Origin of the sequence: Streptomyces sp. BK340 (assembly GCF_007827595.1) — a bacterium.
GTDB lineage: Bacteria > Actinomycetota > Actinomycetes > Streptomycetales > Streptomycetaceae > Streptomyces.
In genome coordinates, this window is the sequence record NZ_VISR01000018.1 from 17,921 (window position 1) to 44,533 (window position 26,613).

At 71.0% G+C, this 26,613-nt stretch carries 26 protein-coding genes; 2 read left to right on the forward strand and 24 right to left on the reverse strand.

Going from position 1 to position 26,613, the window contains the following annotated elements; genetic code table 11:
• Positions 1-118: 118 nt before the first annotated feature.
• The 17 genes from FB157_RS27880 to FB157_RS27960 all read right to left on the reverse strand — a co-directional run bounded on the left by FB157_RS27880 (position 119) and on the right by FB157_RS27960 (position 13,015).
• A complete protein-coding gene (locus FB157_RS27880; protein ID WP_145883568.1) occupies positions 119-676 on the reverse strand; it encodes a TetR/AcrR family transcriptional regulator in 558 nt (185 codons plus the stop codon).
• Between the two features lie 64 nt (positions 677-740).
• A complete protein-coding gene (whiG, locus tag FB157_RS27885) occupies positions 741-1,583 on the reverse strand; it encodes an RNA polymerase sigma factor WhiG (protein WP_145883421.1) in 843 nt (280 codons plus the stop codon).
• 263 nt (positions 1,584-1,846) lie between these two features.
• Positions 1,847-3,007: a DNA-processing protein DprA gene (dprA, locus tag FB157_RS27890; RefSeq protein ID WP_145883422.1), complete on the reverse strand. Its 1,161-nt coding sequence runs from the start codon at positions 3,005-3,007 to the stop codon at positions 1,847-1,849.
• Complete coding sequence (locus FB157_RS27895) at positions 3,004-4,629, reverse strand: YifB family Mg chelatase-like AAA ATPase (protein ID WP_145883423.1); 1,626 nt, start codon at positions 4,627-4,629, stop codon at positions 3,004-3,006. The genes dprA and FB157_RS27895 overlap by 4 nt, the downstream gene beginning before the upstream one ends.
• 1 nt (position 4,630) lies before the next feature.
• Positions 4,631-5,026, reverse strand: coding sequence for a YraN family protein (locus FB157_RS27900; RefSeq protein WP_145883424.1), 396 nt, complete (start codon positions 5,024-5,026; stop codon positions 4,631-4,633).
• A gap of 58 nt (positions 5,027-5,084) precedes the next feature.
• On the reverse strand, positions 5,085-5,393 hold the full coding sequence (locus FB157_RS27905; RefSeq protein ID WP_003965949.1) for a DUF2469 domain-containing protein: 309 nt from the start codon (positions 5,391-5,393) through the stop codon (positions 5,085-5,087).
• A gap of 56 nt (positions 5,394-5,449) precedes the next feature.
• Positions 5,450-5,974, reverse strand: coding sequence for an NUDIX hydrolase (locus tag FB157_RS27910; RefSeq protein WP_145883425.1), 525 nt, complete (start codon positions 5,972-5,974; stop codon positions 5,450-5,452).
• The gene (lepB, locus tag FB157_RS27915; protein ID WP_145883426.1) at positions 5,964-6,740 is read right to left on the reverse strand and encodes a signal peptidase I; all 777 of its coding nucleotides are present in this window, start codon (positions 6,738-6,740) and stop codon (positions 5,964-5,966) included. The genes FB157_RS27910 and lepB (FB157_RS27915) overlap by 11 nt, the downstream gene beginning before the upstream one ends.
• Positions 6,741-6,805: 65 nt before the next feature.
• Positions 6,806-7,696: a signal peptidase I gene (gene lepB / locus FB157_RS27920; protein WP_391336397.1), complete on the reverse strand. Its 891-nt coding sequence runs from the start codon at positions 7,694-7,696 to the stop codon at positions 6,806-6,808.
• The gene (gene lepB, locus FB157_RS27925) at positions 7,620-8,771 is read right to left on the reverse strand and encodes a signal peptidase I (protein WP_145883428.1); all 1,152 of its coding nucleotides are present in this window, start codon (positions 8,769-8,771) and stop codon (positions 7,620-7,622) included. Before lepB (FB157_RS27925) ends, lepB (FB157_RS27920) begins: the two co-directional genes overlap by 77 nt.
• Entirely contained in the window at positions 8,764-9,459 is a 696-nt protein-coding gene (gene lepB / locus FB157_RS27930) for a signal peptidase I (protein WP_145883429.1), read from the reverse strand. Before lepB (FB157_RS27930) ends, lepB (FB157_RS27925) begins: the two co-directional genes overlap by 8 nt.
• Positions 9,460-9,504: 45 nt before the next feature.
• On the reverse strand, positions 9,505-9,855 hold the full coding sequence (gene rplS, locus FB157_RS27935) for a 50S ribosomal protein L19 (protein WP_145883430.1): 351 nt from the start codon (positions 9,853-9,855) through the stop codon (positions 9,505-9,507).
• A gap of 135 nt (positions 9,856-9,990) precedes the next feature.
• Positions 9,991-10,824 carry a tRNA (guanosine(37)-N1)-methyltransferase TrmD gene (trmD, locus tag FB157_RS27940; RefSeq protein WP_145883431.1) on the reverse strand — a complete coding sequence of 278 codons (834 nt, stop codon included), beginning with the start codon at positions 10,822-10,824 and terminating at the stop codon, positions 9,991-9,993.
• Positions 10,824-11,366 (reverse strand): ribosome maturation factor RimM, encoded by a 543-nt coding sequence (gene rimM / locus FB157_RS27945; RefSeq protein WP_145883432.1) that lies wholly within the window; start codon positions 11,364-11,366, stop codon positions 10,824-10,826. Before rimM ends, trmD begins: the two co-directional genes overlap by 1 nt.
• Before the next feature lie 82 nt (positions 11,367-11,448).
• Positions 11,449-11,688 (reverse strand): RNA-binding protein, encoded by a 240-nt coding sequence (locus FB157_RS27950; protein ID WP_003973401.1) that lies wholly within the window; start codon positions 11,686-11,688, stop codon positions 11,449-11,451.
• Between the two features lie 5 nt (positions 11,689-11,693).
• Positions 11,694-12,113, reverse strand: coding sequence for a 30S ribosomal protein S16 (gene rpsP / locus FB157_RS27955; RefSeq protein ID WP_023546467.1), 420 nt, complete (start codon positions 12,111-12,113; stop codon positions 11,694-11,696).
• Positions 12,114-12,412: 299 nt separating this feature from the next.
• Positions 12,413-13,015 (reverse strand): hypothetical protein, encoded by a 603-nt coding sequence (locus FB157_RS27960; RefSeq protein ID WP_145883433.1) that lies wholly within the window; start codon positions 13,013-13,015, stop codon positions 12,413-12,415.
• A 522-nt stretch (positions 13,016-13,537) separates the two neighbouring features.
• Between FB157_RS27960 and FB157_RS27965 the strand changes: the two genes are divergently transcribed.
• Positions 13,538-14,398: a class I SAM-dependent methyltransferase gene (locus FB157_RS27965; RefSeq protein WP_145883434.1), complete on the forward strand. Its 861-nt coding sequence runs from the start codon at positions 13,538-13,540 to the stop codon at positions 14,396-14,398.
• Between the two features lie 27 nt (positions 14,399-14,425).
• Here FB157_RS27965 and ftsH read toward each other — a convergent pair whose 3' ends face one another.
• From ftsH to FB157_RS27995, 6 genes are all read right to left on the reverse strand, one after another.
• Positions 14,426-16,366, reverse strand: coding sequence for an ATP-dependent zinc metalloprotease FtsH (gene ftsH, locus FB157_RS27970; protein ID WP_145883435.1), 1,941 nt, complete (start codon positions 16,364-16,366; stop codon positions 14,426-14,428).
• A gap of 97 nt (positions 16,367-16,463) precedes the next feature.
• Positions 16,464-18,011: a signal recognition particle protein gene (gene ffh / locus FB157_RS27975; RefSeq protein WP_145883436.1), complete on the reverse strand. Its 1,548-nt coding sequence runs from the start codon at positions 18,009-18,011 to the stop codon at positions 16,464-16,466.
• Positions 18,012-18,094: 83 nt separating this feature from the next.
• Positions 18,095-20,599, reverse strand: a complete 2,505-nt coding sequence (locus FB157_RS27980) for a [protein-PII] uridylyltransferase (protein ID WP_145883437.1) — start codon at positions 20,597-20,599, stop codon at positions 18,095-18,097.
• Between the two features lie 25 nt (positions 20,600-20,624).
• Positions 20,625-20,963, reverse strand: a complete 339-nt coding sequence (locus FB157_RS27985) for a P-II family nitrogen regulator (RefSeq protein WP_145883438.1) — start codon at positions 20,961-20,963, stop codon at positions 20,625-20,627.
• A complete protein-coding gene (locus FB157_RS27990; RefSeq protein WP_145883439.1) occupies positions 20,960-22,300 on the reverse strand; it encodes an ammonium transporter in 1,341 nt (446 codons plus the stop codon). Before FB157_RS27990 ends, FB157_RS27985 begins: the two co-directional genes overlap by 4 nt.
• A gap of 343 nt (positions 22,301-22,643) precedes the next feature.
• Positions 22,644-24,128 carry a hypothetical protein gene (locus tag FB157_RS27995; RefSeq protein WP_145883440.1) on the reverse strand — a complete coding sequence of 495 codons (1,485 nt, stop codon included), beginning with the start codon at positions 24,126-24,128 and terminating at the stop codon, positions 22,644-22,646.
• 457 nt (positions 24,129-24,585) lie between these two features.
• Here FB157_RS27995 and FB157_RS28000 point away from each other — a divergent pair, with 457 nt between their 5' ends.
• Positions 24,586-25,248, forward strand: a complete 663-nt coding sequence (locus FB157_RS28000) for a bifunctional DNA primase/polymerase (protein WP_145883441.1) — start codon at positions 24,586-24,588, stop codon at positions 25,246-25,248.
• An 87-nt stretch (positions 25,249-25,335) separates the two neighbouring features.
• Here the strand turns inward: FB157_RS28000 and ftsY are convergent, their stop codons facing one another.
• Positions 25,336-26,538 (reverse strand): signal recognition particle-docking protein FtsY, encoded by a 1,203-nt coding sequence (gene ftsY / locus FB157_RS28005; RefSeq protein ID WP_145883442.1) that lies wholly within the window; start codon positions 26,536-26,538, stop codon positions 25,336-25,338.
• Positions 26,539-26,613 lie beyond the last annotated feature (75 nt).

Below are 26,613 nucleotides of genomic sequence, written 5' to 3' on the forward strand. Positions count from 1 at the left end.
TCGCGCAGTTCCCCGCGCTCCCGGGAAGTTGCGACACTGCCGGCCGCACACGCACCGGCCGTGACTGCGGGCATCCCGCCGGGCGACCGAAAACCCACCCCGCCCGGCAGCAGGGAACTCAGCCCGTCACACCCCGTAGCGCCATGGCCACCGCGGCATCCGTCACCACGGAGGGATCCTCGGCGGCGCCGAGCTCGATCCGCCGCACAGCCGCGTCCACGACTCCCTGCAGCAGCATCGCCGCCAGCCGCGGCTGCCCGTGTCCCATCTCCCCCAACGCCTCGACGACCATCGCGACCAGCTCGCCGTGCGCGGCCCGGATCTTCTCGCGCGCCCCCGCATCCAGCTCACTCGCCGAGATCGCCACGACAGCCCGGTGCCGGCGGTCCCCGACCAGCGCCAGCTGCTGCCGCACGTACGCCTCGACCTTGTCCTCGGCCGACGACGCACGCTCCATCGCCGCCGCGACCTCCGCCGCCCACACGGGGAAGTCGACCTCGCACAGCTCCTCGACCACGGCGGCCCGCGAGCGGAAGTACTCGTACACGGACGACCGCGCCAGCCCCGTCCGCTCGGCGAGGGCCGGGAAGGTCAGCGCCTCCGTCCCGCCCTCGGACAGCAGGGACCGAGCCGCGTCCAGCAGGGCGGCTCGCTGCATCGACCGGTGCTCGGCCACGGAGGCCGCTCGAATCCTTGGCACGTCAACCACTTTACGGACACCCCACCCCGGAAGGGAGGACTCAGCGCCCGAAGCTCGCCAGCTTGGCCCGCAGCTGCAGCACCGACTTGGTGTGGATCTGGCTGACCCGGCTCTCGGTGACCCCGAGCACATTGCCGATCTCGGCGAGGGTGAGCCCCTCGTAGTAGTAGAGCGTGACGACGGTCTTCTCCCGCTCGGGCAGCGTGTTGATCGCCCGCGCCAGGAACCGCCGCAGCTCCCGGTCCTCGGCCACCTCCACCGGATTGTCGGCGGCGGTGTCCTCCAGCGTGTCCATGAGGCTGAGCCGGTCCCCGCCCTCGCCGCCGACGTGCAGCAGCTCCTCCAGGGCGACCACGTTGGCCAGCGACAACTGGCTGAACACCGCGTGGAGTTCGTCGACCTCCATGCCCAGTTCGGTGGCGACCTCTCCTTCCGTCGGCGTCCTCCGCAGCCGCGCCTCCAGGGTGGCGTAGGCCCGCTCGACGTTGCGCGCCTTCTGCCGGACGGACCGGGGGATCCAGTCCAGCGCCCGCAGTTCGTCGATCATCGCGCCCCGGATCCGGGTGATCGCGTACGTCTCGAACTTGATCTCCCGGTCGATGTCGAACTTCTCGATCGCGTCGATCAGCCCGAACACGCCGGAGGAGACGAAGTCGGCCTGCTCCACGTTGGGCGGCAGGCCGACGCTCACCCGGCCCGCCACGTACTTGACCAGCGGCGAGTAGTGCAGGATCAGCTGCTCCCGCAGCCGGTCGTCCCCCGTCTCCTTGTACGACCGCCACAGCTCGTCGAGCGTCGAGGGAGCGGGCGGTCGCACGCTGCCACCGTCGCGGGCGGCCGCGGGGATCGCCGTCCGGTCGGACCCGGAGGTGTGCTGGGGCATTCGTCGCCTTGTGCCGTTCTGCCGTACCTGGGTGAGCTGTCGGTCTGATGTCGAGATGGCGCGGTCTGCGCCCGGGCTTTCGTGAGCGTAGCGTGACTGAGGAGTCGCGGTGTGCGAACAAGGACGGTCCACCCCTGCGCGGGCCTCTCCCGCCGTCCGCGCCACCGCGCCCGGCAGCTCGCTCTGCGTGACCGGGCAAAGGGGTCAACTCCGCGAAATCCCAAGGGCGTAGGGGATTCCCTCGGACGGCCGAACACCCTCGGTCAGCACGGACCGTGACAGCTCCGGGCCGAGATCATCGCCTGGCGTGTCAACTTCCAGCCGTCGCCGTGTCGTTCGACGTATCCAAGTGCTCGGAGTTCGTACAGCCTCGCGATCGCGTCGTCCGGCGTGGTGCGCGCACCGCAGGCGATCTCCCCGACGGGGGCCGCGCGGCTTCCGGGCAGGGCGGCGAGGACGGCCCGGGCGTCCGGTTCCAGCAGGTCACGCGGGAGTACGGGACCTCTCCGGGGCGGGGCCAGCTCGCCGATGTCGCCCACGAGTTCGACGACGTCCGCGGCGTCGGTGACCAGGACGGCCTCGCCGCGCAGCAGTTCGTGCACGCCGGCGGAGAGTCCGCTGGTGACGGGCCCGGGCACACCCATGGTGAACCTCCCGAGCCGGGCCGCCGCACGGGCCGTGGCCAGCGAACCGCTGCGGCAGGCCGCCTCCACGACGACGGTGCCCCTGGTGAGCGCCGCGATCACTCTGTTCCGCAGGATGAACCGGCTCGGAGTCGGATGATCTCCGGGCGGCAACTCCCCCACCACCAGACCCTGTTCCGCGATCCTGTCGATCAGGGCGGTGTGGCCGCGGGGGTAGGGCCGGTCGACGCCGCAGGCCAGGACGGCGACGGTGGCTCCGCCTGCGGCGAGGGTGCCTCTGTGGGCGGCGCCGTCGATCCCGTAGGCACCGCCCGACACGACGACCCAGCCGCGCTCGGCCAGGCCCGAGGCGAGGGTGGCCGCGGCATGGGCGCCGTACTCGGTGCAGGCGCGTGCTCCCACGACGGCCACGGACCTGAGCGCCCACATCCGCAGACCGGCCCGCCCCCGCACCCACAGCCCCGTGGGCCGCCCGTCCCCGAGGTCATCGAGCTGCCCCGGCCACTCGGCGTCCCCCGGACAGACGAACCGTGTTCCGGCGGCCCGCGCCACCTGCAGGTCCCGCTCCGGCTCGGCCCGCCGGGCCCGCCCGACCAGCCCTCCCCACCGAGTTCCGCTCACCCCCGGCAGCGGCTCCCCGCCGTCGCGCAACCGCCGTACCACCTCCCCCACGCCGAACTCCCGCAGCCACCGCCCGCCGACCTCGTCCCCGGGCTCGATGACCCGGGCGAGAAAGACCCGGTCGAGCAGTTCCCCGTCCGGGTCGGGTCCTGTGGTCACGTCAGGGCCCCGAGGGCCATGGGCACGCCGCGCGGCACTCCGGTGCGCAGTTGCAGAGCGAGGCAGACGTCGGTGGCGTCCGGGCGGTCGTGACCGACGAGGTCCGCCACCGTCCAGGCGACGCGCAGCACCCGGTCGATGCCGCGGGCCGTGAGCACGCCCCGCTCGAGGTTGCGTTCGGCCTCGTCCATCGCGCCGGCGGCGGCATGGAATCGGCTGCGCAGCTCCCGTCCGGGCACCTCGCTGTTGGTGCGCCAGGGGGTGCCGGTGAGCCGGACGGCCGCCCGCTCCCGGGCCGCCCTGACCCGGTCGGCGACGGTCGCGCTGGACTCGCCGCAGGCGCCGGGTTCGGTGAGCTGGGCGCGGGTGACCGGGTCGACCTCGACCCGCAGGTCGACCCGGTCCAGCAGCGGGCCGGACAGCCGGGCCTGGTAGCGGCGGATCGCGGACGGCGGGCAGTCGCACAGGGAGTCCCGCTGCGAGAAGCGTCCGCAGGGGCAGGGGTTGGCCGCCAGGATCATGAGGAACCTCGCCGGGAACCGGACCACGCCCGCGCTGCGCGCGATCACCACGTGTCCGGACTCCAGGGGCTGCCGCAGCGCGTCCAGCGTCTGGCTGTGGAACTCGGGTGCCTCGTCCAGGAACAGCACGCCCCGGTGGGCGAGGGAGACCGCGCCGGGCCGTGCGACGCCCGGGCCGCCGCCGACGAGTGACTGCATCGTGGCCGAGTGGTGCGGGGCGCAGTAGGGGGCGACGTCGATGAGCGGCTTGCCCGGAGGCAGCAGCCCGGCCACCGAGTGGACCGCGGTGACCTCCAGTGACTCCTCCCGGGTGAGCCGGGGAAGCACGGCGGGCAGGCGCTCGGCCAGCATGGTCTTGCCCGCGCCCGGCGGGCCCTCCAGGAACAGATGGTGCCCTCCGGCCGCGGCCACCTCCACGGCCGTGCGCGCCGAGGTCTGGCCCACGACATCGGCCAGGTCGTGGTCCCGGTCGTGCTGTGCCGCACCGACGCTGCGCATGCCGGTGGCGGCGCCCGTGCCCGGCATGCGGAGGCCGGCCAGCAGGGGGTCCGGGCGCCCCTGGTCGTCCGGTTCCTCCACGGGCACGGGCTCGTCGGTCAGCACGGCGATCAGCTGCCGAAGGCTGCGGATGCCGAGCACCGACACGCCGGGCACGAGCGAGGCCTCGGCGGCGGCGCACTCCGGTACGACCACCTGTTCGTAGCCCGCGTCGGCGGCCGCGAGGACCGCGGGCAGGATGCCCCGCACCGGCCGCACCCGGCCGTCCAGTCCGAGTTCTCCGATCATGACGATGTCGGCGAGGACCCGGGGGTCGATGCGCTCGGCGGCGCCGAGCACCGCGCAGGCGACGGCCAGGTCGAAGCCGGAGCCGGCCTTGGGCACGGACGCCGGGCTGAGTCCGACGGTGAGCTTCTTCTGCGGCCATTCGCCGCCCGAGTTCACCACCGCCGCCCGAACCCGGTCCCTGCTCTCCGTCAGGCTCTTGTCCGGGAGGCCCACCAGGGTGAAGGCGGCCACTCCCGGTTCCAGGTCGGCCTGGACCTCGACGACCACGCCCTCGACGCCGACCAGGGCCACGGAGCACGTACGGGCGAATCCCATCTCAGGCCACCCCCCGCGCGTGCTCGACGGACGGGGCGCCCCGGCGGGGCAGGAGAACGCCGATCAGGTCGATGCGGACGCCTCCGGGCGGGGCTCCTCCGTGGGTCTGGATCCAGCGTTCGGCCAGGGTCAGCAGCCGTTGTGCCTTCTCGGCCGTGACGGCGGCCATCGGGTGCTGGAAGGCGCCGCCCCTGCGCGTCTTCACCTCGCAGACGACCAGCGTGCTCCCGTCCCGGGCCACGATGTCGATCTCGCCGGACCGTCCGCAGCGCCAGTTGCGCTGCAGGATCGTCATCCCGGCCTCGGTCAGCCGCCGCGCGGCCAGATCCTCGCCGTACCTGCCGAGTCCACTGCGTGCCTTGCTCATGTCGGCACCACCTCCGGCGCCAACCGTCACGCATCCGGCCCCGAGAAGTGGATCTTGGTGGACCACTCGGCGGTTGTGGAAAACTCCGTCACCCGCCCGGGAGCTCCAGGTCGCTCTTGTTCAGCTCCTCAATGTTCACGTCCTTGAACGTGAGGACGCGGACCTGCTTCACGAAACGGGCCGGCCGATACATGTCCCAGACCCAGGCGTCCGCCATCGACACCTCGAAGAACACCTCTCCCTGGACCGAGTGCACCTGCATCTCGTAGTCGTTGGTGAGGTAGAAGCGCCGCTCGGTCTCGATCACGTATTTGAACAGACCGACGACGTCTCGATACTCCCGGTAGAGCTTCAGCTCCATCTCGGTCTCGTACTTCTCGAGGTCCTCGGCGCTCATGGCATGTTCCCCTTCAGCCGTGCGATCCCACCATTGTGCGCCAGTCCGACGAGCCTTCAGACGATTTCCGTGTCAAGGGTCACGGGCCTGGCCGGGGGACCTTCGTCGAGCAGCGTGCGCAGCAGCTCGGCGAGTCTGGTCGGATACACCGTCTCATGTGCCCGGGTCAGTTCCTGACACGTCCACCAGCGCGCTCCGGCGACGCTGCGCCGCTCAAGATCCGTCAGGCCCTGGGCCTCGGTCTCCGTCTGGGCCGTACGGGCCAGGTAGTACCACTCGTCCTGGTCCCAGCGTCGGCCCGCGAACGGGAAGGAGCACTGCCGGCGCCACAGCACGGGCCCGAGTTCGACATCGGTGATGCCGGTCTCCTCGGCGAGTTCCCTGAGCGCCGCCTCCTCGCGCGTCTCGGCGCCCTCCAGGCCGCCGCCGGGGGTGAACCACCAGTCGTCGGCCGGATCCTCCGGCTCATGGCCGTGCAGCAGGAGGATGCGGTCCCGGGGGTCGAGCAGGACCACCCGGGCGACCTTGCGCAGCCCGCCCTCGTAGGTGTCCTCGCCGGTCCGCGTGGTCTCAGCGGGCACCGGCGGTCTCCACGCCGGTGCGGGCGCGGCCCAGCCGCTTGGCGATCGGGCCGTAGGCACCGCCGCCCAGCACCAGGACGGCACCGGCGACGATCATGAGTTCGATGGTCCGGAGCGGGCCCGGCTGGGACAGGCTGCCCAGGGCCTCGAAGCCGGTGGGGCGCTTGAGCAGGCCCTTCATGGGCCAGACGACGGAGTCGACGCGGGCGGCGACGGCGTCCCGGGACACCGTGCCCTTGGCGGCGTCGGTGAGGTGGGCGGTGGAGTCCAGGGAGCCCTGGCGTTCGTCACCGAGGAGGAAGAGGCGGCCCTTGGGGACGGTCACGGTCGGGAAGTTCTGGTTCTCTGCCAGGCTGCCGGCGGGCAGGTACGGCTCATCGATCTGCTTGCCGTTGACGGTGAGCTTGCCGTTCGTGCAGCAGGAGACGGTGTCGCCGCCGACCGCGACGACCCGCTTGACCACGTTGGCGTTGGTGACCCAGCTCTTGTCGCGGAAGACGACCACGTCACCGCGCCTGACCTCGTTGCCGTCGACGCGCTGGGCCAGCACCCGGTCGCCGATGGCGATCGTCGGGCTCATCGAGCTGGTGGGCACGGTGTACGGCCGGTAGACCAGTGCCGCCCAGCCGAAGCCCGCCAGGAACAGCACCAGGCCCAGCGCCATGGCCACCCCGGACAGCCGGTTCCCGATCCGGCTGCCACCGGCCTGTGCCGTGCCTGCGCCCGCGCTGCGCGGGGCCGTACGCGTCGTGCTCTCGCCACCCATGGACCCGCACCCTACCCGGCGGTACCGAGCAGGGGCAGCCCCTCTTTCGCGGCCCGGGCCACTGCTTACCTGTTCTTGGACTCCAGGCGGTCCGACCGCCTGCGCCGCCACACCGCCACCGGCAGGACCGCGGCCACCGCGACGCCCGCGGGCGCCACCGACAGCGACGCCGAGGCGGAGGACTTCTGGTCCAGGCCCTGGTCGAAGGTGTCCGGGACCGGCAGGGTGCCCCAGCGGTTGATCGGCCAGGCCTTGACGATGGCACGGCCGACGACCTTGTCGACGGGGACCATGCCGTGGTTCTTGTCGGACTGGTTGTAACGGGAGTCACGGGAGTTCTGGCGGTGGTCGCCCATCACCCAGATGTAGCCCTTGGGGACCGTCACCTTGAACTGACCGCCCTGGTCGTCCTGGCTGCACGGTGTGTTGCCGGGGTAGACGTACGGCTCGTTCAGCGCCTTGCCGTTGACCGTCAGCGGGCCGGTGCCCTTGCACTGGATCGTGTCGCCGCCGACTCCGATCACACGCTTGATCAGGTCCTTCTCCTCCGCGGACGGCATCAGGCCGATCCAGCTGAGCACCTTCTGCACCGCGTTCGGGTTGGGCGCCGGCTCACCCGCCAGCCAGTTGTCCGGGTCGTGGAAGACGACGACCTCGCCGCGGTCGGGCTCGGAGCCGAACCACGGGGTGAGCTTGTCGACCAGGACGCGGTCACCCTGCTGGAGGGTGTTCTGCATCGAGTCGGACGGGATCGAGAACGCCTGCACCAGGAACGTCTTGATCAGCAGCGCCAGGACCAGCGCGATGCCGATCAGGATCGGCAGCTCCTTCCAGAAGGAGCGCGGCTTCTTCGGCGGGCGTGCGGCCTCGTCCGAACCGTCACTCCCGGTCCGAGGCTCCCGCTCCTCGGGCGTGCCGTCGTCGGCCGCCGAGAACTCGGAGGTCCCGGAGGTCACGGACCCGTCGGGAGCCGGGACGTTCCCGTCCACGGGGTGACCGCGGTGCTCCTCGCCGTCGTGTCCCGACCGTGCGCCAACCGCCACATCCCCCACGCCAACTCCTTACTCTGTGCCGCCGCCTGCGCCATCCGCGGTGCAGGCCCACCACTCCCATAACGAGCGGGAGTTCCGCAGGGGTCGGGAGTCGGGTCAATGCGTTCGGATCGTCGGAGGCAACCCTATGCGACGGCGGAGGGGCCGCGGACGACCCCGACACGGAGTTGGAAACGCTTGCGAAGGTTTTAGGTTCGTCGAGGCTGGTCCAGTGCCCGACGGGCCAGCCGATGACCATGGCGCGGCCGACCACGGAGTCCTCTGAGACCGTGCCGCCGTACGAGGTGTTCTGGTGGGCGCGGGAGTCCGCGGAGTTGTCCCGGTGGTCACCCATCACCCACAGACGGCCCTTGGGCACGGTGATGTCGAAGGGCGTGGAGGAGGGCGAGTTGCCCGGGTACAGGTAGTCCGCCTCGGTCAGCGGAACGCCGTTGACGGTGACCCGGCCCTGCGCGTCACAGCACTTGACGTGGTCGCCGCCGACCCCGATGACCCGTTTGATCAGGTCCTTCTCGTTGTCCGAGGGCAGCAGGCCGATGAAGGTGAGGCCTTCCTTGAACTGCTTGACGACGACCGGGTCGTGCTTCTTGGCGGTCTGCTCGTCGGCCAGCCAGCCACCCGGGTCGTGGAAGACGACGACGTCCCCGCGCTGCGGCTTCGAGCCGAACCAGGGGGTGAACTTGTCGACCAGGACGCGGTCGCCGATCCGGATCGTCTGCTCCATGGAGCCCGACGGGATCACGAACGCCTGGACGAGGAAGGTCTTCAGGACCAGCGCTATGAGGACGGCGACGCCGACCAGAAGGGGGATCTCCCGAACGGCTGACCGCCTGCGCTTGCGCTTCACCTTGCGCTGCAGCTTGCGCCGCTCCGCGCGCGTGCGGCCACCGCCGGACGTGGAGGTGCGCCGCGACCCGGTGGGCAGCAGGTCCTCGGCGGGCGTGCTGGGCACCCCGCGCGGTTTTCCGCGGTTACCCATGCGCACCGTCCGAAGCGGGCACGCGCGCGTACGCGGACGGCCGCGTCAGGTGCGTCCAGTGGGCGTACGGCCAGGCGATCCAGTCGGCCCGGCCGATGACGTCGCCGACGGGGATCATGCCGCCGCCGGGCGAGCCGAGGTGGTCGCGGGAGTCGCTGGAGTCGCTGCGGTGGTCCCCGAGGACGAACAGGCGGCCCGCGGGCACGACGACGTCGAAGGGGACGGAGGACGGGCTGTCCCCGGGATAGAGGAACGCCGTCTCGTCGACCGGCCGGCCGTTCACCTCGAGCCTCCCCTCCTTGTCGCAGCAGACCACATGGTCTCCGCCCACCCCTACAACGCGCTTGACGTAGTCGGCGTCCCCGAAATACCCGGTCCCGTCGAAGACAACCACGTCACCACGGTGCGGCCCGGCACCGAAACGGTACGCCAACTTATTTACGAGAACGCGGTCGCCGATCCTCAATCCCTGTTCCATGGATCCGCTCGGAATCTGGAACGGTTGCACCACGAAAGCGTTGAGGAGCAGCAAAAACGCCAGGCAGGCGAAGAGGGTGAGGGTGATCCTGCCGCCCGGCAGCCACTCGGCGAGCCGCGGCACCAACGAGAAACGCGACCGGCCCTCCGGCCCCGTGGTACCGGGGTGGGAGGAGCGGTCGCGTTCCGTCGGCTGTGCTTCGGTGTCCATCGGAGCCAGATGTTATCCGGCCCCGCTGTGACCCCGGGAAGGCGCTCAGCTGTCGCGCTTCTCCTTGATCTTCGCGGCCTTGCCGCGCAGGTCACGGAGGTAGTACAGCTTGGCGCGGCGCACGTCACCACGGGTGACGAGCTCGATCTTCTCGACGATCGGGGTGTGCACCGGGAAGGTGCGCTCGACGCCGACGGAGAACGAGACCTTGCGGACCGTGAAGGTCTCGCGGACACCGCTGCCCTGGCGACGGATCACAACGCCCTTGAACTGCTGCACACGGGAGCGGTTGCCCTCGATGACGCGGACGTGGACGTTGACGGTGTCACCCGGGCGGAAGGCCGGGATGTCGCTGCGCAGCGACGCGACGTCGACGGAGTCGAGCAGGTGAGACATTTCGTCTGCTTTCTTCGCTGATGCCACAGGTCATCAACGGGAGCTAGGTGTTTGCATGAAGCCGTGTGCGGGTCGGGACGGGCGTCGTGTCCCCCTGCGGCAGGGGCGCACGCCGGACGGACGCACAACAGCGGTCTATTCTTCCACGCCCTCGGCCCGGCGCCAAAATCGGCCGTACGGCTTCCCGTCCGGGTCGGGTTCCCAGCCCAGGATGGAGAGCATCTCGCGGTCCTTCTTGTCGAAGGCCTTGGGGTCGCAGCGCTCGATCAGGTCGGGCCGGTTGGCCGTCGTGCGCTTCAGGGCCTCGTCGCGGCGCCAGCGGGCGATCCTGCCGTGATGACCGCTGAGCAGCACCTCGGGGATGTCCCGGCCGCGCCAGACGGGCGGCTTGGTGTGGACGGGGCCTTCCAGGAGGTTGGCCATCGCGCCGGGCGCGAAGGAGTCGTCCCGGTGGGACTCGGCGTTGCCGAGGACGCCGGGCAGCAGCCGGGCCACGGCCTCCGTGACGACCAGGACGGCCGCTTCGCCGCCGGCGAGCACGTAGTCGCCGATGGAGACCTCGTAGACGGGCATCCGGGTGGCGTACTCGTCCATGACGCGCCGGTCGATGCCCTCGTAGCGGGCCGGGGTGAAGATCAGCCAGGGGCGCTCGGAGAGCTCGACCGCGAGTTCCTGGGTGAAGGGGCGGCCGCTCGGGGTGGGCACGATCAGCGCGGGAGCCTGCGCGCCCGACTCGTAGCCGTCGGCGAGGACGGTGTCCAGGGCGTCGCCCCAGGGGTCGGTCTTCATGACCATGCCCGGGCCGCCGCCGTACGGGGTGTCGTCGACGGTGTTGTGCCGGTCGTACGTCCAGGACCGCAGGTCGTGCACGTGCACGTTCAGTTGTCCGCGCGCGCGTGCCTTGCCGACCAGGGAGACGTTCAGCGGCTCCAGGTACTCGGGGAAGATCGTGACGACGTCGAGGCGCATCAGGACTCGTCCCGGGTCGAGTCGATCACCGCACGGTCGTCGATCAGGCCGGGCGGAGGGGAGATGACCGCCTTCTGCTCCTCCAGGTCGATCTCGGTGACGATCTCCTCCACGAAGGGGATCATCACCTCGCTGCCGTCCGGGCGCTCCACGATGAAGAGGTCCTGGGAGGGCAGGTGCGAGATCTCCGTGATCCGGCCGACCTCCGTGCCGTCCTCGGTGACCACGTCCAGGTCGATGAGCTGGTGGTCGTAGTACTCGTCCTCGTCCTCGGGGAGTACCTCGGGGTCGATCTCGGCGATCAGCAGGGTGTTGCGCAGGGCCTCGGCGGCGCTGCGGTCGCTGACGCCCTCGAAGCGCAGGAGCAGGCGGCCGCTGTGGACGCGGCCGGTGGCGATGGTGAGGGGCCCGGTGGAGGCCGGGTCCGTGGCCAGAACGGCGCCCGGGGCGAGCCGCAGCTCCGGCTCGTCGGTACGCACCTCGACGGTGACCTCGCCCTTGATGCCGTGGGCGCGGCCGATCCGCGCGACTACCAGCTGCACGTGTACAGATCTCCTGTCAGACGACTGCGGGCCGGGGACGGCCCAGTGGCCCTCCCCGGCCCGAGCCGGTTGCGATGAAGCGTCAGCGGACGTGGTCCACGTCGACGAGGTCGACGCGGACACCGCGGCCGCCGATGGCGCCCACGACGGTACGCAGAGCGCGCGCGGTGCGACCGTTGCGGCCGATCACCTTGCCGAGGTCGTCGGGGTGGACCCGGACCTCCAGCACGCGCCCGCGGCGCAGGTTGCGCGAGGCGACCTGCACATCGTCAGGGTTGTCGACGATGCCCTTCACGAGGTGCTCAAGCGCCTCTTCGAGCATGCTGCTCAGGCCTCGGTCGACTCGGACTCGGCAGCCGCCTCGTCCTTCTTCTCAGCCTTCTTCTTCTGGGTGATCGCCTCACCCTTGCCCTCGTCGTCACCGCCGAGAGCCTCGAACGACGGACGGGCCGGCTTCGGCTCGGCGACGAGCAGCGGCGCGGGAGCCGGCTCGCCCTTGAACTTCTGCCAGTCGCCGGTCTTCTTCAGGATGGCGAGGACGGGCTCGGTCGGCTGCGCGCCGACACCCAGCCAGTACGCCACGCGGTCGGCGTCCACCTCGATGACCGACGGGTTGTAGGTCGGGTGGTACTTGCCGATCTCCTCGATCGCACGGCCGTCACGGCGGGTGCGGGAGTCGGCGACGACGATGCGGTAGTGAGGCGAACGGATCTTGCCCAGACGCTTCAGCTTGATCTTGACTGCCACGGGAGTGGATTCTCCTGGTTTTGACGTGGTTGGGCACGGCGAGCTGCCGCGTGGGGATGCGGTACCCGAATGCCCGATGGACGCGTCAGCCGGAGGAGAGAGGGGTCCTGTGCGACTGTCGAGTACAGCTAGCCATTGTGCCATACCCCGCGGGTCACCTCCGGCCGAGGGGGGCGGGGTGCGGCCGGGCACGGACCGGCGGCACCCGGCGTGGAGGTGAGGTCACGTCGGGTGCACCGCCCGGTGCTGTGAAGTTGCCGTGCCCGAGTGGAATGCGGCTGCCACGAGCAGTCGCAGTCTCAGCTCGCCGCCGCCCCCACGATCTCCGGGATGCGGAACGGCTTGCCGCAGCCGCCGCACACGATGGGAGCCTGGGCCAGGACCGACGGGACCACCCGGACGTTGCGCCCGCAGTCGCAGACGGCCTTCACGCGGACACCGCCGCCGGAGGAGCCGTGCCGGGCTGCCGGACCGCGGAAGGTGCGGGAGGTGTCGGCGGAGGTGGCCACCGTGTGGGCCTTCAGCGCGCGCTGGAGCCGCTCGATGGTCGGGCGGTAGCGGCGCTTGGCCTCGGGGTTGAGCGTGACCAGGGAGAAGCCGCTGCTGGGGTGCGGTTCCTCGGGGTGGTCCAGGCCCAGCTCCTCGGCGATCGCGAGGAATCTGCGGTTGTGGTAGCGGCCGGCCCGGGATGTGTCGCGTACGCCGCGCGCGGCGGCGATGCCGTGGACTGCCTCATGGAGCAGTCGCTCGAAGGAGAGTTCGTGACCGCACGCGGACGACGACTCCCCGATCAGGGACTCTGGCGCGGCAAGGTCCGGCAGCTCGGGGTGGTACCGCTGAATGTCGGCCCACGCCTGCGCCAGCTCTGCGGCGAGAACAGGTGGTGTCTGTGTCGTGCTCACGTAATGACAACGAGCGGGGGTACCGCTGTGTTCCTATTCCGGGCCATCCCAAATAATTTGCACTTACCCGTCAGTTGGCACTGATGCGTCCTGACGAGGGCGGGTGCGCTGATCTGCGGAGAAGCCGCGCAGCTCATACCAAGCCGGTGCGTAGTCTGACGTACGAACCACCCTGTAGCGGCGGGGCGACGGGGGGCGGCGGATGCGCAAGATGTGTTTCGGACGCTCTCGCACGAGGCCGTCACCTCTGTCAGCGTCCGCGACGCCCGTGACGTTACCGGGTCCGCAGGCGCCCCCGGCCACCGGCCCGTCCCGGGCGGGTGGACACCGAACGGTCGCCCAGATTGCGTGGATGTGAAATCTCGCCACACTCGGCACCGGGCTCCAAGCCGGGGCCCACGACCCCTGGACGGCACCGCGAGCCGGGAGTTACCTGGCATACGTGGATAGTGCGAGCGCACGGCACGGGGGCCACGCAATCGGGCACTGCGGCGAACTGTCGGCGGAATGGGGCGCTTACCTATGACACCTACGCTCGTGCGGGAACACCTGTCTCACCCGGGCTCCGCACCGCCCCGGGTGAACCTGTGCGCACGCGCGCGTGACTGGTCCGAGATCCAGGAGCGGATGCTGGTGCCGCTCTACGAGACCGTCTACGAGCGACTTGAGGTCGGCCCTGCCACGAGGCTGCTGGGCCTGCGCTGCGGTTCCGGGCTCGCCCTGCTGATGGCGGCCTCCAGAGGGGCCGCGGTCACCGGTGTCGACCCCTCCCCCGAGCGGCTCGCCCTCGCACGCGAGCGCCTGCTGCCGGACGATCCGCGCGGTACGCGCGCGCGTGCCGGTACGAGACTCGTCGAGGGCACTCCCGAGGACACGGCCGACCCGGAGACGCCCCCGTACACCCTGGTGACCGTCTTCGAGCCGGTCGGCTGCCTGGCGGGCGACTCCGAGGGGCTCGGCGAGCTGCTGGCGGCCGCGCTGCCGTCGGCCGGGCACGGCGCGGCCGTGGTGCTGGCCGGCTGGGGTCCGCCCGAGCGCTGCGCGACCTCCTCGGTGCTGCGGGTGGCGACGAAGCTGGCCGATCCCCTGCGCAGCGCGGGCAGCTGGCGCCCCGCCCGGCGCGACGACCTGGAGGAGGTCGCCCAGCGGGCCGGTCTGAAGCCGGACGGCTCGGGGCGGGTGGCCTGCCCGTTCGGGTACGCCGACCTCGACAGCGCCGTACGCGGCCTGCTGTCCACGGGCCTGTTCGACGCGGCGGTCGCGGCGACCGACCGCAAGCAGGTGGACAAGGAGCTGACGGAGGCGCTGCACCCGTACCGGCGTCCGGACGGCACCGTCTGGATGCCGAACGTCTTCCGGTACCTGATCGCCCGCGTGCCCTAAAGGGCCCGCCGGACAGGTCGACGGGTCCTAGTCGTCGATGTCCTTGGTGAGGCGTGTGATGCCGGCGATCCGGTAGGCGTCGGCCTCCTCCAGCGTCTCGTTCTCCAGCAGGGCCTGGGCCAGGGCGTCCAGCTGCCCGCGGTGGTCGCGGAGCTTGCGGCACGCCTCCTCGTAGCATTCGTCGACGATCCGGCGCATCTCGGTGTCGATCACGTCGAGGGTCTGCGGGGCGGCGGCGAGGCCGTAGGCCTGCTGGGCGTCGTTGGGCAGGGCGGAGAGGCGGCCGACCTCCCGGCTCATGCCCCAGCGGGACACCATTCCGCGCGCGACGTCGGTGACCTGTTCCAGATCGCTCTCGGAGCCGGTGGTGACCACGCCGTAGACGACCTGCTCGGCCGCCATGCCGCCGAGCGCGCCGATGATCCGGCCGCGCAGGTAGTCCTCGGTGTACGCGTACCGGTCCGCCTCCGGTGTGGACAGCGTGACGCCCAGCGCACGGCCGCGCGGCACGATGGTGATCTTGCGGACCGGGTCGGCGCCGGGCTGGAGCATGCCCAGCAGCGCGTGGCCGCTCTCGTGGTAGGCGGTGCGCCGGCGTTCTTCCTCGGGCATCACCAGCGGGCGTTCGGCACCCAGCTGGACCTTCTCCAGGGCCTCCGAGAGGTCGGTCTGCGTCACCTGCTGCTGCTTGCGCTTCACGGCGAGCAGCGCGGCCTCGTTGGCGAGGTTGGCCAGTTCCGCGCCCGTCATGCCCGGGGTCGTCCGGGCGACGTGGGCGAGGTCGACACCCGGGTCGAGCGGGATGTCACGGGTGTGGATCTCCAGGATGGCCTCGCGGCCGCCGCGGTCCGGGGGCGAGACCTGGACGACCCGGTCGAAGCGGCCGGGGCGGGTGAGCGCGGGGTCGAGGATGTCGGCGCGGTTGGTGGCCGCGATGACGATGACACCCTCCGAGCCGGAGAAGCCGTCCATCTCGGTGAGGATCTGGTTCAGGGTCTGCTCGCGCTCGTCGTGCCCGCCCACCCCGGAGCCGCCGGCCCGGGCCCGGCCGATGGTGTCGATCTCGTCGATGAAGATGATGGACGGGGCGACCTTGCGGGCCTCCGCGAACAGCTCCCGTACCCGGGAGGCGCCGACGCCGACGATCATCTCGATGAACTCGGAGGCGGAGGCCGAGAAGAAGGGCACGCCCGCCTCCCCCGCGACCGCCCGCGCGAGCAGGGTCTTGCCGGTGCCGGGCGGGCCGGCGAGCAGCACACCGCGGGGCATCCTGGCACCCATGCGGCGGTAGGCGTCGGGATTCTTCAGGAAGTCCACGACGTCGTTCAGCTCGCCCTCGACCTCGTCGATGCCGGCCACGTCGGCGAAGGTGGTGCGCTTCTCCCCCGGCACCAGCTCCACCGGTTTCGGCGATGCCTTGCGGCCGAGCATGCCGCCCGCACCGCCCATCCCGGCACGCATGCGCCGCGCGATGAACACCCACACCGCGATCAGCAGCAGCATGGGCGCCAGTGAGATCAGCAGGTTGGCGAGAAAACTGCGGTGCTGGACGACGGGCTCGGCCGTGACGGTGACGTCGTGCTTGGTGAGGTTGGCCCACAGCTGGTCGTCGGCGAAGGACGGCCGCTGGGTGTTGAAGTCGGTGTACTTCCCGCCACCGCTCGGGTTGTCCTGCTCCTTCTTGAGCCGGCCCTGGATCGCGTCGCCCTTGGCGTAGATCTTGCTGACGTTGCCGTCGTTCACCTGCTTGCTGAACTCGGTGTACGAGATCGTCGGCTCGTTGGCCCGGTCGAAGAAGGACAGCACCAGGTTGGCGGTCAGGTACACGACCAACGCGGTGAGGATCAGCCGCCACCAGCCGCCACGCAGTCTCGGTCCGCCGGGCGGCTGCTTCGACGGCTCCTCGGGAGCACCCTCGGTGCGCCAGGGCTGGTCGGGCGACTTGCGCGGCGGCGCAGAGTTGGCCATATCGCGACATTACGACACCGATCCGGCCGTGGCACACGCAGATACGCCTGGGGGCGCCGCTCCGGAGAGGGGCGCCCCCAGGGACGTACCACGGCACTCAGCCCATGAACTTCTTGAACTCGTCGGGGAGCTCGAAGTCCTGACCGCCCTGCTCCGGCAGCCCGAAGGCGCCGCCCTGGGCGGCGGCCTCGCGGCGCTGGGCCGCCTCCAGCTCCTGCTGCTTGCGCTTCATCGGGTTGCCCGAGCGCTGCTTGCCCTTGGCCTGCTTCGGCTGCTTCTTCTGCCGGCCTGCGCCGCCGCCCATGCCCGGGATCCCCGGCATGCCGGGCATGCCGCCGCCCTGGGCCATGCGGGACATCATCTTGCGGGCCTCGAAGAACCGCTCCACGAGCCCCTTCACCGCGCTGACCTCGACGCCGGAACCCTTGGCGATACGGGCGCGGCGCGAGCCGTTGATGATCGTCGGGTCCTGGCGCTCGCCCGGGGTCATCGACTTGATGATCGCGGCCGTGCGGTCGACGTCCCGCTCGTCCAGGTTGTTGATCTGGTCCTTGATCTGGCCCATGCCCGGGAGCATGCCGAGCAGCTTGGAGATGGAGCCCATCTTCCTGACCTGTTCCATCTGGGACAGGAAGTCGTCCAGGGTGAAGTCCTGGCCCTTCTTCGACGCCAGCTTGGAGGCCATCTTGGCGGCCTCTTCCTGGCTGAACGTCTTCTCCGCCTGCTCGATCAGGGTGAGCAGGTCACCCAGGTCGAGGATGCGGGAGGCCATGCGGTCCGGGTGGAACGCGTCGAAGTCCTCGAGCTTCTCGCCGTTCGACGCGAACATGATCGGCTTGCCGGTGACCTGGCGGATCGACAGGGCGGCACCACCGCGGGCGTCGCCGTCGAGCTTGGAGAGCACCACACCGTCGAAGCCGACGCCGTCGCGGAAGGCCTCGGCGGTGTTGACGGCGTCCTGACCGATCATCGCGTCGACGACGAACAGGATCTCGTCCGGGGAGACGGCGTCGCGGATGTCCGCGGCCTGCTGCATCATCTCCTGGTCGATACCGAGGCGGCCGGCGGTGTCCACGATCACGATGTCGTGGACCTTGGTCCGCGCGTGCTCGATGGAGTCCTTGGCGACCTTGACCGGGTCGCCGACGCCGTTGCCCGGCTCCGGGGCGTAGACCGCGACACCGGCGCGCTCGGCGACGACGCTCAGCTGGTTGACGGCGTTGGGGCGCTGGAGGTCGGCGGCGACGAGCAGCGGCGAGTGGCCCTGCTCCTTGAGCCACTTGGCGAGCTTGCCCGCGAGGGTGGTCTTACCGGCACCCTGCAGACCGGCCAGCATGATCACGGTCGGGGGCTGCTTGGCGAAGCGCAGCCGCCGGGTCTCGCCACCGAGGATGGTGACGAGTTCGTCGTTGACGATCTTCAGAACCTGCTGGGCCGGGTTCAGCGCCTTGGAGACCTCGGCGCCGAGCGCGCGCTCCTTGACGTTCTTGATGAACGTGCGCACGACGGGCAGGGCCACGTCCGCCTCGAGGAGCGCGATCCGGATCTCGCGCGCGGTGGCGTCGATGTCCGCCTCGGAGAGCCGTCCCTTGCCGCGCAGGTTCTTGAAAGTCGCTGACAGGCGATCGGAGAGAGTGTCGAACACGGCGCTCGCGGTCCTCGGGGTCGGTGGTGGCTGCTGGGAATCGCCCTCCAGGGTATCCCGGCGGCGAACTCATCGGGGAAGGGTCATCCCCTCAGGGTCTCCTCGAGCACCCGGGCCAGCGAGTTCGCGTCCGGTCCCGGCAGGGGTGCGCCCGCTCCGGTGGTGACGTAGAACGCGTCGACCGCGTTGGCGCCCAGGGTGCTGACGTGCATGCTGCGCACCCGCACTCCGGCCTTCTCCAGGGCCATCCCGATCCGGTGCAGCAGTCCGGGGGCGTCCTGGGTCCGCACCTCGATCACGGTGGCGTGGTGGGAGGCGGCCGGGGCCACCCGCACCCGGGGCGGCGGGGCCACCCAGCCGCGGCGGCGCGGGTAGGCCGCGTCCCGCTCTGCGAGACGGCCCGCGATGTCGAGGGAGCCGTCGAGGGCGCGGACGAGATCGGCGCGCAGCCGGGCGGCCTGCGGCAGGGAGCCGTACTCGGCCGCGACCCGCCAGTTCAGCAGCAGGACCGAGCCGTCGTCGACGTCGTCGGGCAGGCTGAGGGCGCTCAGCTCGGCCGTGCGGACGGTCAGGCGGTGGACGGCGAGGACACCGGCGACCGCGGGCAGCACGGCGGGCTGGTCCGGTACGGCGATGACCAGCTCCACGCCGAGCGGCTCGGGCGCGCCGGAGGCCTCCTCCCCGGGTAGCGGCTCCTTCTGTGCGCGCAGGGCGAGCACCGGGCTGCCGGTGCGGAAGGCCTCGATGGCGAGGCGTTCCTGCTCGGCCGTGGGCGCGGCGGGCTCGGGTTCCTCGGGGAGGTCCCCGGCGAGGACGGCGGAGACGCGCCGTACGAGGTCGGCGACGAGGGAACCGCGCCAGGACGACCAGGCGGCCGGGCCGGTGGCCAGGGCGTCCGCCTCGGTGAGGGCGTGCAGGAGCTCCAGCGTGCTCTGGGTGCCGACGGCCTCGGCGACCGAGCGGACGGTCGCGGGGTCCTCCAGGTCGCGCCGGGTGGCCGTCTCGATGAGCAGGAGGTGGTGTCGTACGAGCGTCGACAGCACCGCCACGTCCGCGCGGTCGAAGCCGATCCGGACGGCCATGTCCTTGGCGATGATCTCGCCGGCCACGGAGTGGTCGCCGGGCCAGCCCTTGCCGATGTCGTGCAGTAGGGCGGAGACGAGGAGCAGGTCGGGGCGGCTGACCCGGCGGGTCAGCTCGGAGGCGCGGACCGCCGTCTCGATCAGGTGCCGGTCCACGGTCCAGATGTGGACGGCGTTGCGCTGCGGGCGGCAGCGGACCCGCTCCCAGTCCGGCAGGAGGTGGCTGATCAGGCCCTCCGCCTCCAGGGCCTCCCAGACGTCGACGGTGGGGCGGCCGGAGCCGAGCAGGGTCACCAGCTGTTCGCGGGCCTCGGCGGGCCAGGGCGTGGGCAGGGGGCGCGCGGTGGCGGCCATGCGTCGTACGGCGTGCAGGGAGAGCGGAAGTCCGGCCTGCGCGGCGGCGGCCGCGGCGCGCAGCGGGAGCACGGGGTCGCGTTCGGGGCGTGCGGTCCGGGCGAGCACCACCTCGCCGTCCTGTTCCACCACCCCTTCGGCCAGCGGGGAGCGTTCGGCGACCGGTTTGCCGCCGCCCAGCATGGCGCGCAGACGCGGGCGGACGGCGCGCGAGCGCAGCACACGCCCCACTTCGCGCCAGGTGACGTCGCTGGCGTACGAGATCACGCGCGCCGATTCGTAGACCTGCCGCAGCAGGGTGTCGGCGTCCAGCAGGCCCAGCTCGGCCGCGACCTGGTCCTGTTCCTGCAGTGCGAGCCGGTCGGTGGCCCGGCCGGTGGCCAGGTGCAGGGCGTCCCGGACGTCGAGCAGGCGCCGGCGTGCCTCGGCGAGGCCCTCACGCGGGGCGTCGGCCAGCCAGGAGGCGGCCACGGCGCGCAGGGCGGTGGCGTCCCTGAGGCCGCCGCGGGCCTCCTTGAGGTCGGGCTCCAGGAGGTACTGCAGCTCGCCCTGGCGCTCGGCGCGGTCGGCACAGAGTTCCTGGAGCTCGGGCAGGCGCTTGGGCGCCTGGTTGCGCCAGTCGGCCAGGACGGCCGTGCGCAGTGCGGCGGTGAAGCCGAGGTCGCCGGCAAGGTGACGGGCGTCCAGGAGGCCGAGTTGGACTTTCAAATCCTCCCCGGCCGTCTTGCGGGCCTCCGCGGGCGTGCGCACGGAGTGGTCGAGGGCGAGGCCGAGGTCCCAGACGGGGTACCAGAGGCGGTCGGCCAGGGCGGCGACCGCACCGGGGTCGCTCCCGTCGTGCAGCAGGAGGAGGTCGAGATCGCTGCGCGGGGAAAGCTCGCCGCGGCCGTAACCGCCGACAGCGACGAGCGAGATGCCCTTCAGGCCCTCCCGTCGCCCGCCGCCGCCCTTCGGTGAACGCTGCTCCGCTTCCTCGTCCGCTCCGGCCGCCGCCGTGAAGAGCCCGGCGAGCCAGCCGTCGGTCAGTTCGGCGAGGGCGGCACGGCGCGGCGGCCCGGACCGCGCCCCCTCGGTGAGGAGGCGCAGCCGGGCCGCCGCGTAGCCGCTGGGTCCCGAGTCATCCGCTTCGTTCCGCACATCCGTACCCGTCACCCAGCGACTCCTGTCTTGTGTCGTGTCAGAGCGCGTCCGGGCCGCGCTCGCCGGTACGGACTCGTACGGCCGTCTCGACCGGCTGGGACCAGACCTTGCCGTCACCGATCTTGCCGGTGCGGGCCGCCTTGACGACGACCTCGATCAGCTGCTCGGCGTCGTCGTCCTCGGCCAGCACCTCGATGCGGATCTTGGGGACCAGGTCGACGGTGTACTCCGCACCGCGGTAGACCTCGGTGTGACCCCGCTGACGACCGTAACCGCTTGCCTCGGTGACCGTCAGCCCGTGGACGCCGAAGGCCTGCAGGGCCTCCTTGATCTCGTCCAGCCGGTGGGGCTTGACGACGGCGGTGATGAGCTTCATGCGTCCACCTTCTTGGTCTGCGCGGCGGCCATGGCCGGGGCGTGTGCGGATCCGATGACACCGCCGCCGGCCCCGCTGAAGTCGTACGCGGTCTCGGCGTGCTCCGCCTGGTCGATGCCCGAGATCTCCTCGTCCTCGGTGACCCGCATTCCGATGGTCTTGTCGAGGAGGAAGGCGAGGACCGCGGAGACGATCAGGGAGTAGGCGAGGACCGCGCCGACACCGGCGCACTGCTTCCACAGCTGGGTCCAGCTGTGGTCGCCGTAGAAGACACCGGTCGCGGTGGACTGGCCCTTGCCGGTGGCGAAGAAGCCGATCAGCAGGGAGCCGAGGATGCCGCCGACCATGTGGACACCGACGACGTCGAGCGAGTCGTCGTAGCCGAACCTGAACTTCAGACCGACGGCCGCGGCGCAGGCGACACCGGCGATGGCGCCGACGGCGATCGCACCGAGGGGGGAGACCGCGCCACCGGACGGAGTGATCGCGACCAGACCGGCGACCGCGCCGGAGGCAGCACCCAGCGTGGTGAACGCGCCGTGCCGGATCTTCTCGTAGGCGAGCCAGGCCAGCATGGCGGCGGCCGTCGCGACCTGCGTGTTGACGAACATCAGCGCGCCGACGCCGTCGTCGTTGCCGAGCCACGAGCCGGCGTTGAAGCCGAACCAGCCGAACCACAGCAGACCGGCACCGAGCATGACCAGCGGGAGGCTGTGCGGGCGCATCGGGTCCTTCTTGAAGCCGACGCGCTTGCCGATGACCAGGATCACGCCGAGCGCCCCGGCACCCGCGTTGATGTGGACCGCCGTACCACCGGCGAAGTCGATCACGCCGAGCTTGTAGGCCCAGCCGTCGGCGCCCCAGACCCAGTGGGCGACCGGTACGTAGACGAGGGTGAGCCACAGGGCGATGAAGAGCGACCAGGCCGAGAACTTGACGCGGTCCGCGAGGGCGCCGCTTATCAGGGCCGGCGTGATGATCGCGAACATCATCTGGAAGACCATGAAGACGAAGATCGGGATGCTGTAGCCGTCCCACAGCTGGGTCAGTCCGATGTTGCTGAGCCCGAACCAGTCGGAGTTCCAGCCGATGAGGCTGTTGTTCGTGCCGAAGGCGAGGGAGAAGCCGTAGAGCACCCACAGAATGGTGACGATGCCCATGCTGATGAAGCTCATCATCAGCATGTTGAGGGTGCTCTTGACGCGGACCATGCCTCCGTAGAAGAAGGCCAGGCCCGGGGTCATGAGCAGCACCAGGGCGGAACAGATGAGCATGAAGCCTGTGTTCGCGGACGACAGCTTGGGTGCCTCCGCGGCAAGCGTGATGGCTGGTGCCATCGGCGTCTCCTCGTCGGTTGGTACGGCCCCGTGCGGGCGGTGCCTGAGCGGTCCGGGCAATTGAGGGGTGGGCCGGTTATGCGCCACGAGATTGGCGCAGCGCGGTTTCGGTGGAAGCCCCTCGTTGTTTCGCCGGGGTGACGAAGGTGCCTGGCGTGTTACGCATAGATGAAGTGCAAGATGTCCGGCCGCGGGATCGTTATCGTGGCGCAACCTTCTCCGGGAGATCCTTCCGGCGGAAAAGGGCCGGCCGCGGCGGGCCTTCCGATGACCTGGCATGGGGGAGCCGAGTCGGGCAGTTCGGGAGGACCGGCCGCGGCCGGGGCATGCGTGTCCTGCGGTGTCAGACGGCCTCGGCGGTCTCCGGGAGGTCGACGGCGAGCTGGTCGGTGAGGTCGACGACGGCGCTGAGATCACCGAAGTCGCGCACGGCCGTGTCGACCGTCTTTCGAATACGAGTGTTCACCCGCTCCGAACGGACCTTCTTGGCGATGTCCATGGCCTGCGAGGCGAACTCCGTGCTGCGCTCGGGCTCGCGCCGGAGCAGGTGCACGGTGGCCATGCCGATCAGGTTCAGCGCGTAGGACCGCTGGTGCTCGCTGTCCTTGGCGAACCGGTCCACCGCCTGCTGCATCAGCGGCTCGGCCAGCGAGGCATAGGTGGGGCTGCGGCCGGCGACGTAGGCGAGGTCGCGGAAGGAGTGGGAGTTCTCCCCGTACAGCTCGGCCTTGGAGAAGAAGCGGATCCAGTCGGGGTCGGGCTCGTCCCACTCGTCGGCCTCGGTGAAGGTGTCCTCGGCCATCCGGACCGCCCGCTTGCACTTGCCGGGCTGGCCCATGTTGGCGTAGGCGCGGGCCTCCATCGCATACAGCATCGCCTGGGTGCGCGGGCTCGCGCAGTCGCGGCTGCCGTACTGGGCGAGGTGGATCAGCTCCAGGGCGTCGTCGGGCCGGCCGAGATGGATCATCTGGCGGCTCATGCTGGAGAGGATGTAGGAGCCGAGCGGCTTGTCGCCGGCCTCCTTGGCGGCGTGCAGGGCGAGGACGAAGTACTTCTGCGCGGTGGGCTGGAGCCCGACGTCGTACGACATCCAGCCGGCCAGCTCGGCCAGCTCGGCGGCGACCTTGAAGAGCTTGCGGGCCGTGGCCTCGGGCTGGGGTTCCTGGAGGAGGTCGGTGACCTCGTGCAGCTGACCCACGACCGCCTTGCGGCGCAGGCCGCCGCCGCACTGGGCGTCCCACTGGCGGAACATCCGGGTGGTGGACTCCAGCAGGTCCAGCTCGGGCTTGGACAGCCGGCCGGGCCTGCGGGACTCGAAGACGGGCTCGAAGTCGGCATCGGACGGGACCGGCGAGGAAGGGGCAGGCACGAGCCAGCGCTGCATGGGCTCGATGAGGGACGGGCCCGCGGACAGGGCCAGCGAGGTCCCGAGGAAGCCGCGCCGCGCGAGCATCAGGTCGCTGCGCGAGAACTCGCTGAGGAGGGCCACCGTCTGCGGACCCGTCCAGGGCAGGTCGACGCCGGACGCGGAGGGTGACTGACGTGCGGCGCGCAGACCGAGGTCCTCGATGGAGACGACACAGCCGAAGCGCTCCGAGAACAGCTCGGAGAGGATCCGCGGGATCGGCTCGCGCGGGTTCTCCCCGTCCAGCCAGCGGCGCACCCGTGAGGTGTCGGTGGAGATGTGGTTGGCACCCAACTGGCGTGCTCTGCGGTTCACCTGACGGGCCAGCTCGCCCTTGGACCAGCCGCTGCGCACGAACCACGAACCGAGCAGCTCGTTGGGGCGCTTGTCAGCGTTCATCTCGCTACCGCCGTTGCCGCCCACTGGAACGCCCCCATCCCTGAGACCACTTGTCGCCGAATGCGCCAAGCCCTATCAGAATGCCGGTAAATACGGCCTCTCGTCCGCCGGTTCTCACCCTTCGAACGAGCTGACGACTCGCCTCCGGCATACCCACGGATGCATATGCCCCCAGGACTCGCGCACTCACAGTAATCCTACGATCACCGTCCCAGCCATGGCGATCCCTGAAACGCCACCATTCGCCACCCCTTCGAATGAACTCACGATGGCCTCCTCGCGATTCACTTGACATAGGACGGCCGGAAGTGGGCGGAGTGGTGCACACAGGGGCGCGCGAACTCCCATGCACCCCCCGCGACGCTACAAAGCGCCGCCTTGGCCTCGCAGGGGTGAGGGAAGTCGGAGCCGTAGCGTCACGTTCCGCTTCCGTCTCGCTCCGTGTCGTAACCACCGGCGCGCTGGACCCGTTGGAGGGGGCATGGGCTTCACGATCGGCGGCATTCGCGAGATCCGCTCCGGCGCGCGTCGACGCGGCCGCACGTCGGAGTGCACCGCCGTCGCCGAGTTCACCGGACTGTGGGGCTGGGACGTGGTGCCGGGCGCACGAGCCGCGGCGGGCACCTGCTCCTGCGGGCACCCGGACTGTCCGGCGCCGGGCGCACACCCGCTGGACTTCGCGCCGCAGGTGCCGGCCGGGGCCACGCTCGACGAGGCGTTCAAGGCCTGGGCCGAGTTCCCGGGCGCGTCCGTGATGCTGCCCGTCGGCCGTGCGTTCGACGTCGTCGAGGTCGCCGAGCCCGCCGGGCGCCGCGCCCTGGTCCGTCTCGAACGCATGGGCCTTCCGCTCGGCCCGGTCGCCGCGACCCCGGACGGCCGCGCCCACTTCTTCGTCGCTCCCGGTGCCGCGGCCGAGCTGCCCCAGCTGCTCTACCGCATGGGCTGGGACGACCCGTCCGCCCTGGACCTGCGCGGCCTCGGCCCGGGCACGTACATCACCGCCCCGCCCTCCGACCGGGGCGGCCTCGGCCCGGTGCGCTGGCTGCGCCCGCCGGCCCTGGACTCGGCGACCCGGCCACCGGCGGCACGGCTGCTGCTGGGCACGCTGGCGTATGTGGCGCACCGGTCGCGGGCGCGGGCCTAGCGAGCCGTACAAGGCGAAGCGCCCGTCCCCAACTGCACCTTGGGAGCGGGCGCTTCTTTGCGCCGGGGGTATTTTCACCCCCTGCGGTCAGTCACCGATGAGGGCATCCACGAACGCCTCCGGCTCGAACGGCGCCAGGTCGTCGGCGCCCTCGCCGAGGCCGATCAGCTTGACCGGCACACCCAGCTCGCGCTGGACCGCGACCACGATGCCGCCCTTGGCCGTGCCGTCCAGCTTGGTCAGCACGATGCCGGTGATGTCGACGACCTCGGCGAACACCCGGGCCTGCACCAGACCGTTCTGGCCGGTGGTGGCGTCGAGGACGAGCAGCACCTCGTCCAGCGGCGCGTGCTTCTCGACCACGCGCTTGACCTTGCCCAGCTCGTCCATGAGGCCGGTCTTGGTGTGCAGGCGACCTGCGGTGTCGATGAGGACGACGTCGACCCCCATCTCCTTGCCCTCCTTGACCGCGTCGAAGGCGACGGAGGCGGGGTCACCGGCCTCCGGCCCGCGCACGGTGTACGCGCCGACGCGCTCGCCCCAGGTCTGCAGCTGGTCGGCGGCGGCGGCACGGAAGGTGTCGGCGGCGCCGAGGACGACGGTACGGCCGTCGGCGACCAGGACGCGGGCGAGTTTGCCGGTGGTGGTGGTCTTGCCGGTGCCGTTGACACCGACGACCATCACGATGCCGGGCTTGCGGTCCTCGGGCTCGGTCTTGACCGTGCGGTCGACGTCGGTGCCGACGAGCTTGAGCAGCTCTTCGCGCAGCAGGCCGCGCAGCTCCTCGGGGGTGCGGGTGCCGAGCACCTTCACGCGCTCGCGCAGCCGCTCGACCAGCTCCTGCGTGGGCTGCACGCCGACATCGGCGGTGAGCAGCGTGTCCTCGACCTCCTCCCAGGTGTCCTCGTCGAGGTGCTCGCGGGACAGCAGCGTGAGCAGGCCCTTGCCGAGGGCGTTCTGCGAGCGGGACAGGCGGGTGCGCAGGCGGACCAGCCGCCCGGCGGTGGGCTCCGGGATCTCGATCTCGGGAGCCTCGACAGTGGGGGGCTCCTCCACGGCGACCGGTGCCGAGCCGCCGGGGAGATCCACCTCCTCGATCGTCCGGCGCGGTTCGTCGCGCGGCGTCTCGGCCTCGTCGCCGACGTGCGGCTCGGCCGGTGGCGCGGTGATGTCGGGCGCGGCGGGCGGTGGCGGGGGCAGCGGCTTCCTGCGCCGGCTGCCGACGATGAGCCCGCCGAGCGCGCCGAGCACGACCACGGCGATGACTACAGCAAGGATGACGGTTTCCATAACCCGTCCAGTATCAGCCATGGGTTACGACGAACCCCTGCTTGTCGCTTCCTCCGAGGGACAAAGGCCCCTTTC

What these genes read in the sequence shown, in the direction of transcription:
- FB157_RS27985 (WP_145883438.1), bottom strand. Translation starts at nt 20,963, where the DNA reads ATGAAGCTCATCACCGCCGTCGTCAAGCCCCACCGGCTGGACGAGATC.
- lepB (WP_145883428.1), bottom strand. Translation starts at nt 8,771, where the DNA reads ATGGGTAACCGCGGAAAACCGCGCGGGGTGCCCAGCACGCCCGCCGAG.
- ftsH (WP_145883435.1), bottom strand. Translation starts at nt 16,366, where the DNA reads ATGGCCAACTCTGCGCCGCCGCGCAAGTCGCCCGACCAGCCCTGGCGC.
- FB157_RS27895 (WP_145883423.1), bottom strand. Translation starts at nt 4,629, where the DNA reads ATGGGATTCGCCCGTACGTGCTCCGTGGCCCTGGTCGGCGTCGAGGGC.
- FB157_RS28000 (WP_145883441.1), top strand. Translation starts at nt 24,586, where the DNA reads ATGGGCTTCACGATCGGCGGCATTCGCGAGATCCGCTCCGGCGCGCGT.
- FB157_RS27965 (WP_145883434.1), top strand. Translation starts at nt 13,538, where the DNA reads ATGACACCTACGCTCGTGCGGGAACACCTGTCTCACCCGGGCTCCGCA.
- rplS (WP_145883430.1), bottom strand. Translation starts at nt 9,855, where the DNA reads ATGTCTCACCTGCTCGACTCCGTCGACGTCGCGTCGCTGCGCAGCGAC.
- lepB (WP_145883426.1), bottom strand. Translation starts at nt 6,740, where the DNA reads ATGGGTGGCGAGAGCACGACGCGTACGGCCCCGCGCAGCGCGGGCGCA.
- ftsY (WP_145883442.1), bottom strand. Translation starts at nt 26,538, where the DNA reads ATGGAAACCGTCATCCTTGCTGTAGTCATCGCCGTGGTCGTGCTCGGC.
- trmD (WP_145883431.1), bottom strand. Translation starts at nt 10,824, where the DNA reads ATGCGCCTCGACGTCGTCACGATCTTCCCCGAGTACCTGGAGCCGCTG.
- FB157_RS27905 (WP_003965949.1), bottom strand. Translation starts at nt 5,393, where the DNA reads ATGAGCGCCGAGGACCTCGAGAAGTACGAGACCGAGATGGAGCTGAAG.
- lepB (WP_145883429.1), bottom strand. Translation starts at nt 9,459, where the DNA reads ATGGACACCGAAGCACAGCCGACGGAACGCGACCGCTCCTCCCACCCC.
- whiG (WP_145883421.1), bottom strand. Translation starts at nt 1,583, where the DNA reads ATGCCCCAGCACACCTCCGGGTCCGACCGGACGGCGATCCCCGCGGCC.
- FB157_RS27950 (WP_003973401.1), bottom strand. Translation starts at nt 11,688, where the DNA reads ATGCTCGAAGAGGCGCTTGAGCACCTCGTGAAGGGCATCGTCGACAAC.
- FB157_RS27990 (WP_145883439.1), bottom strand. Translation starts at nt 22,300, where the DNA reads ATGGCACCAGCCATCACGCTTGCCGCGGAGGCACCCAAGCTGTCGTCC.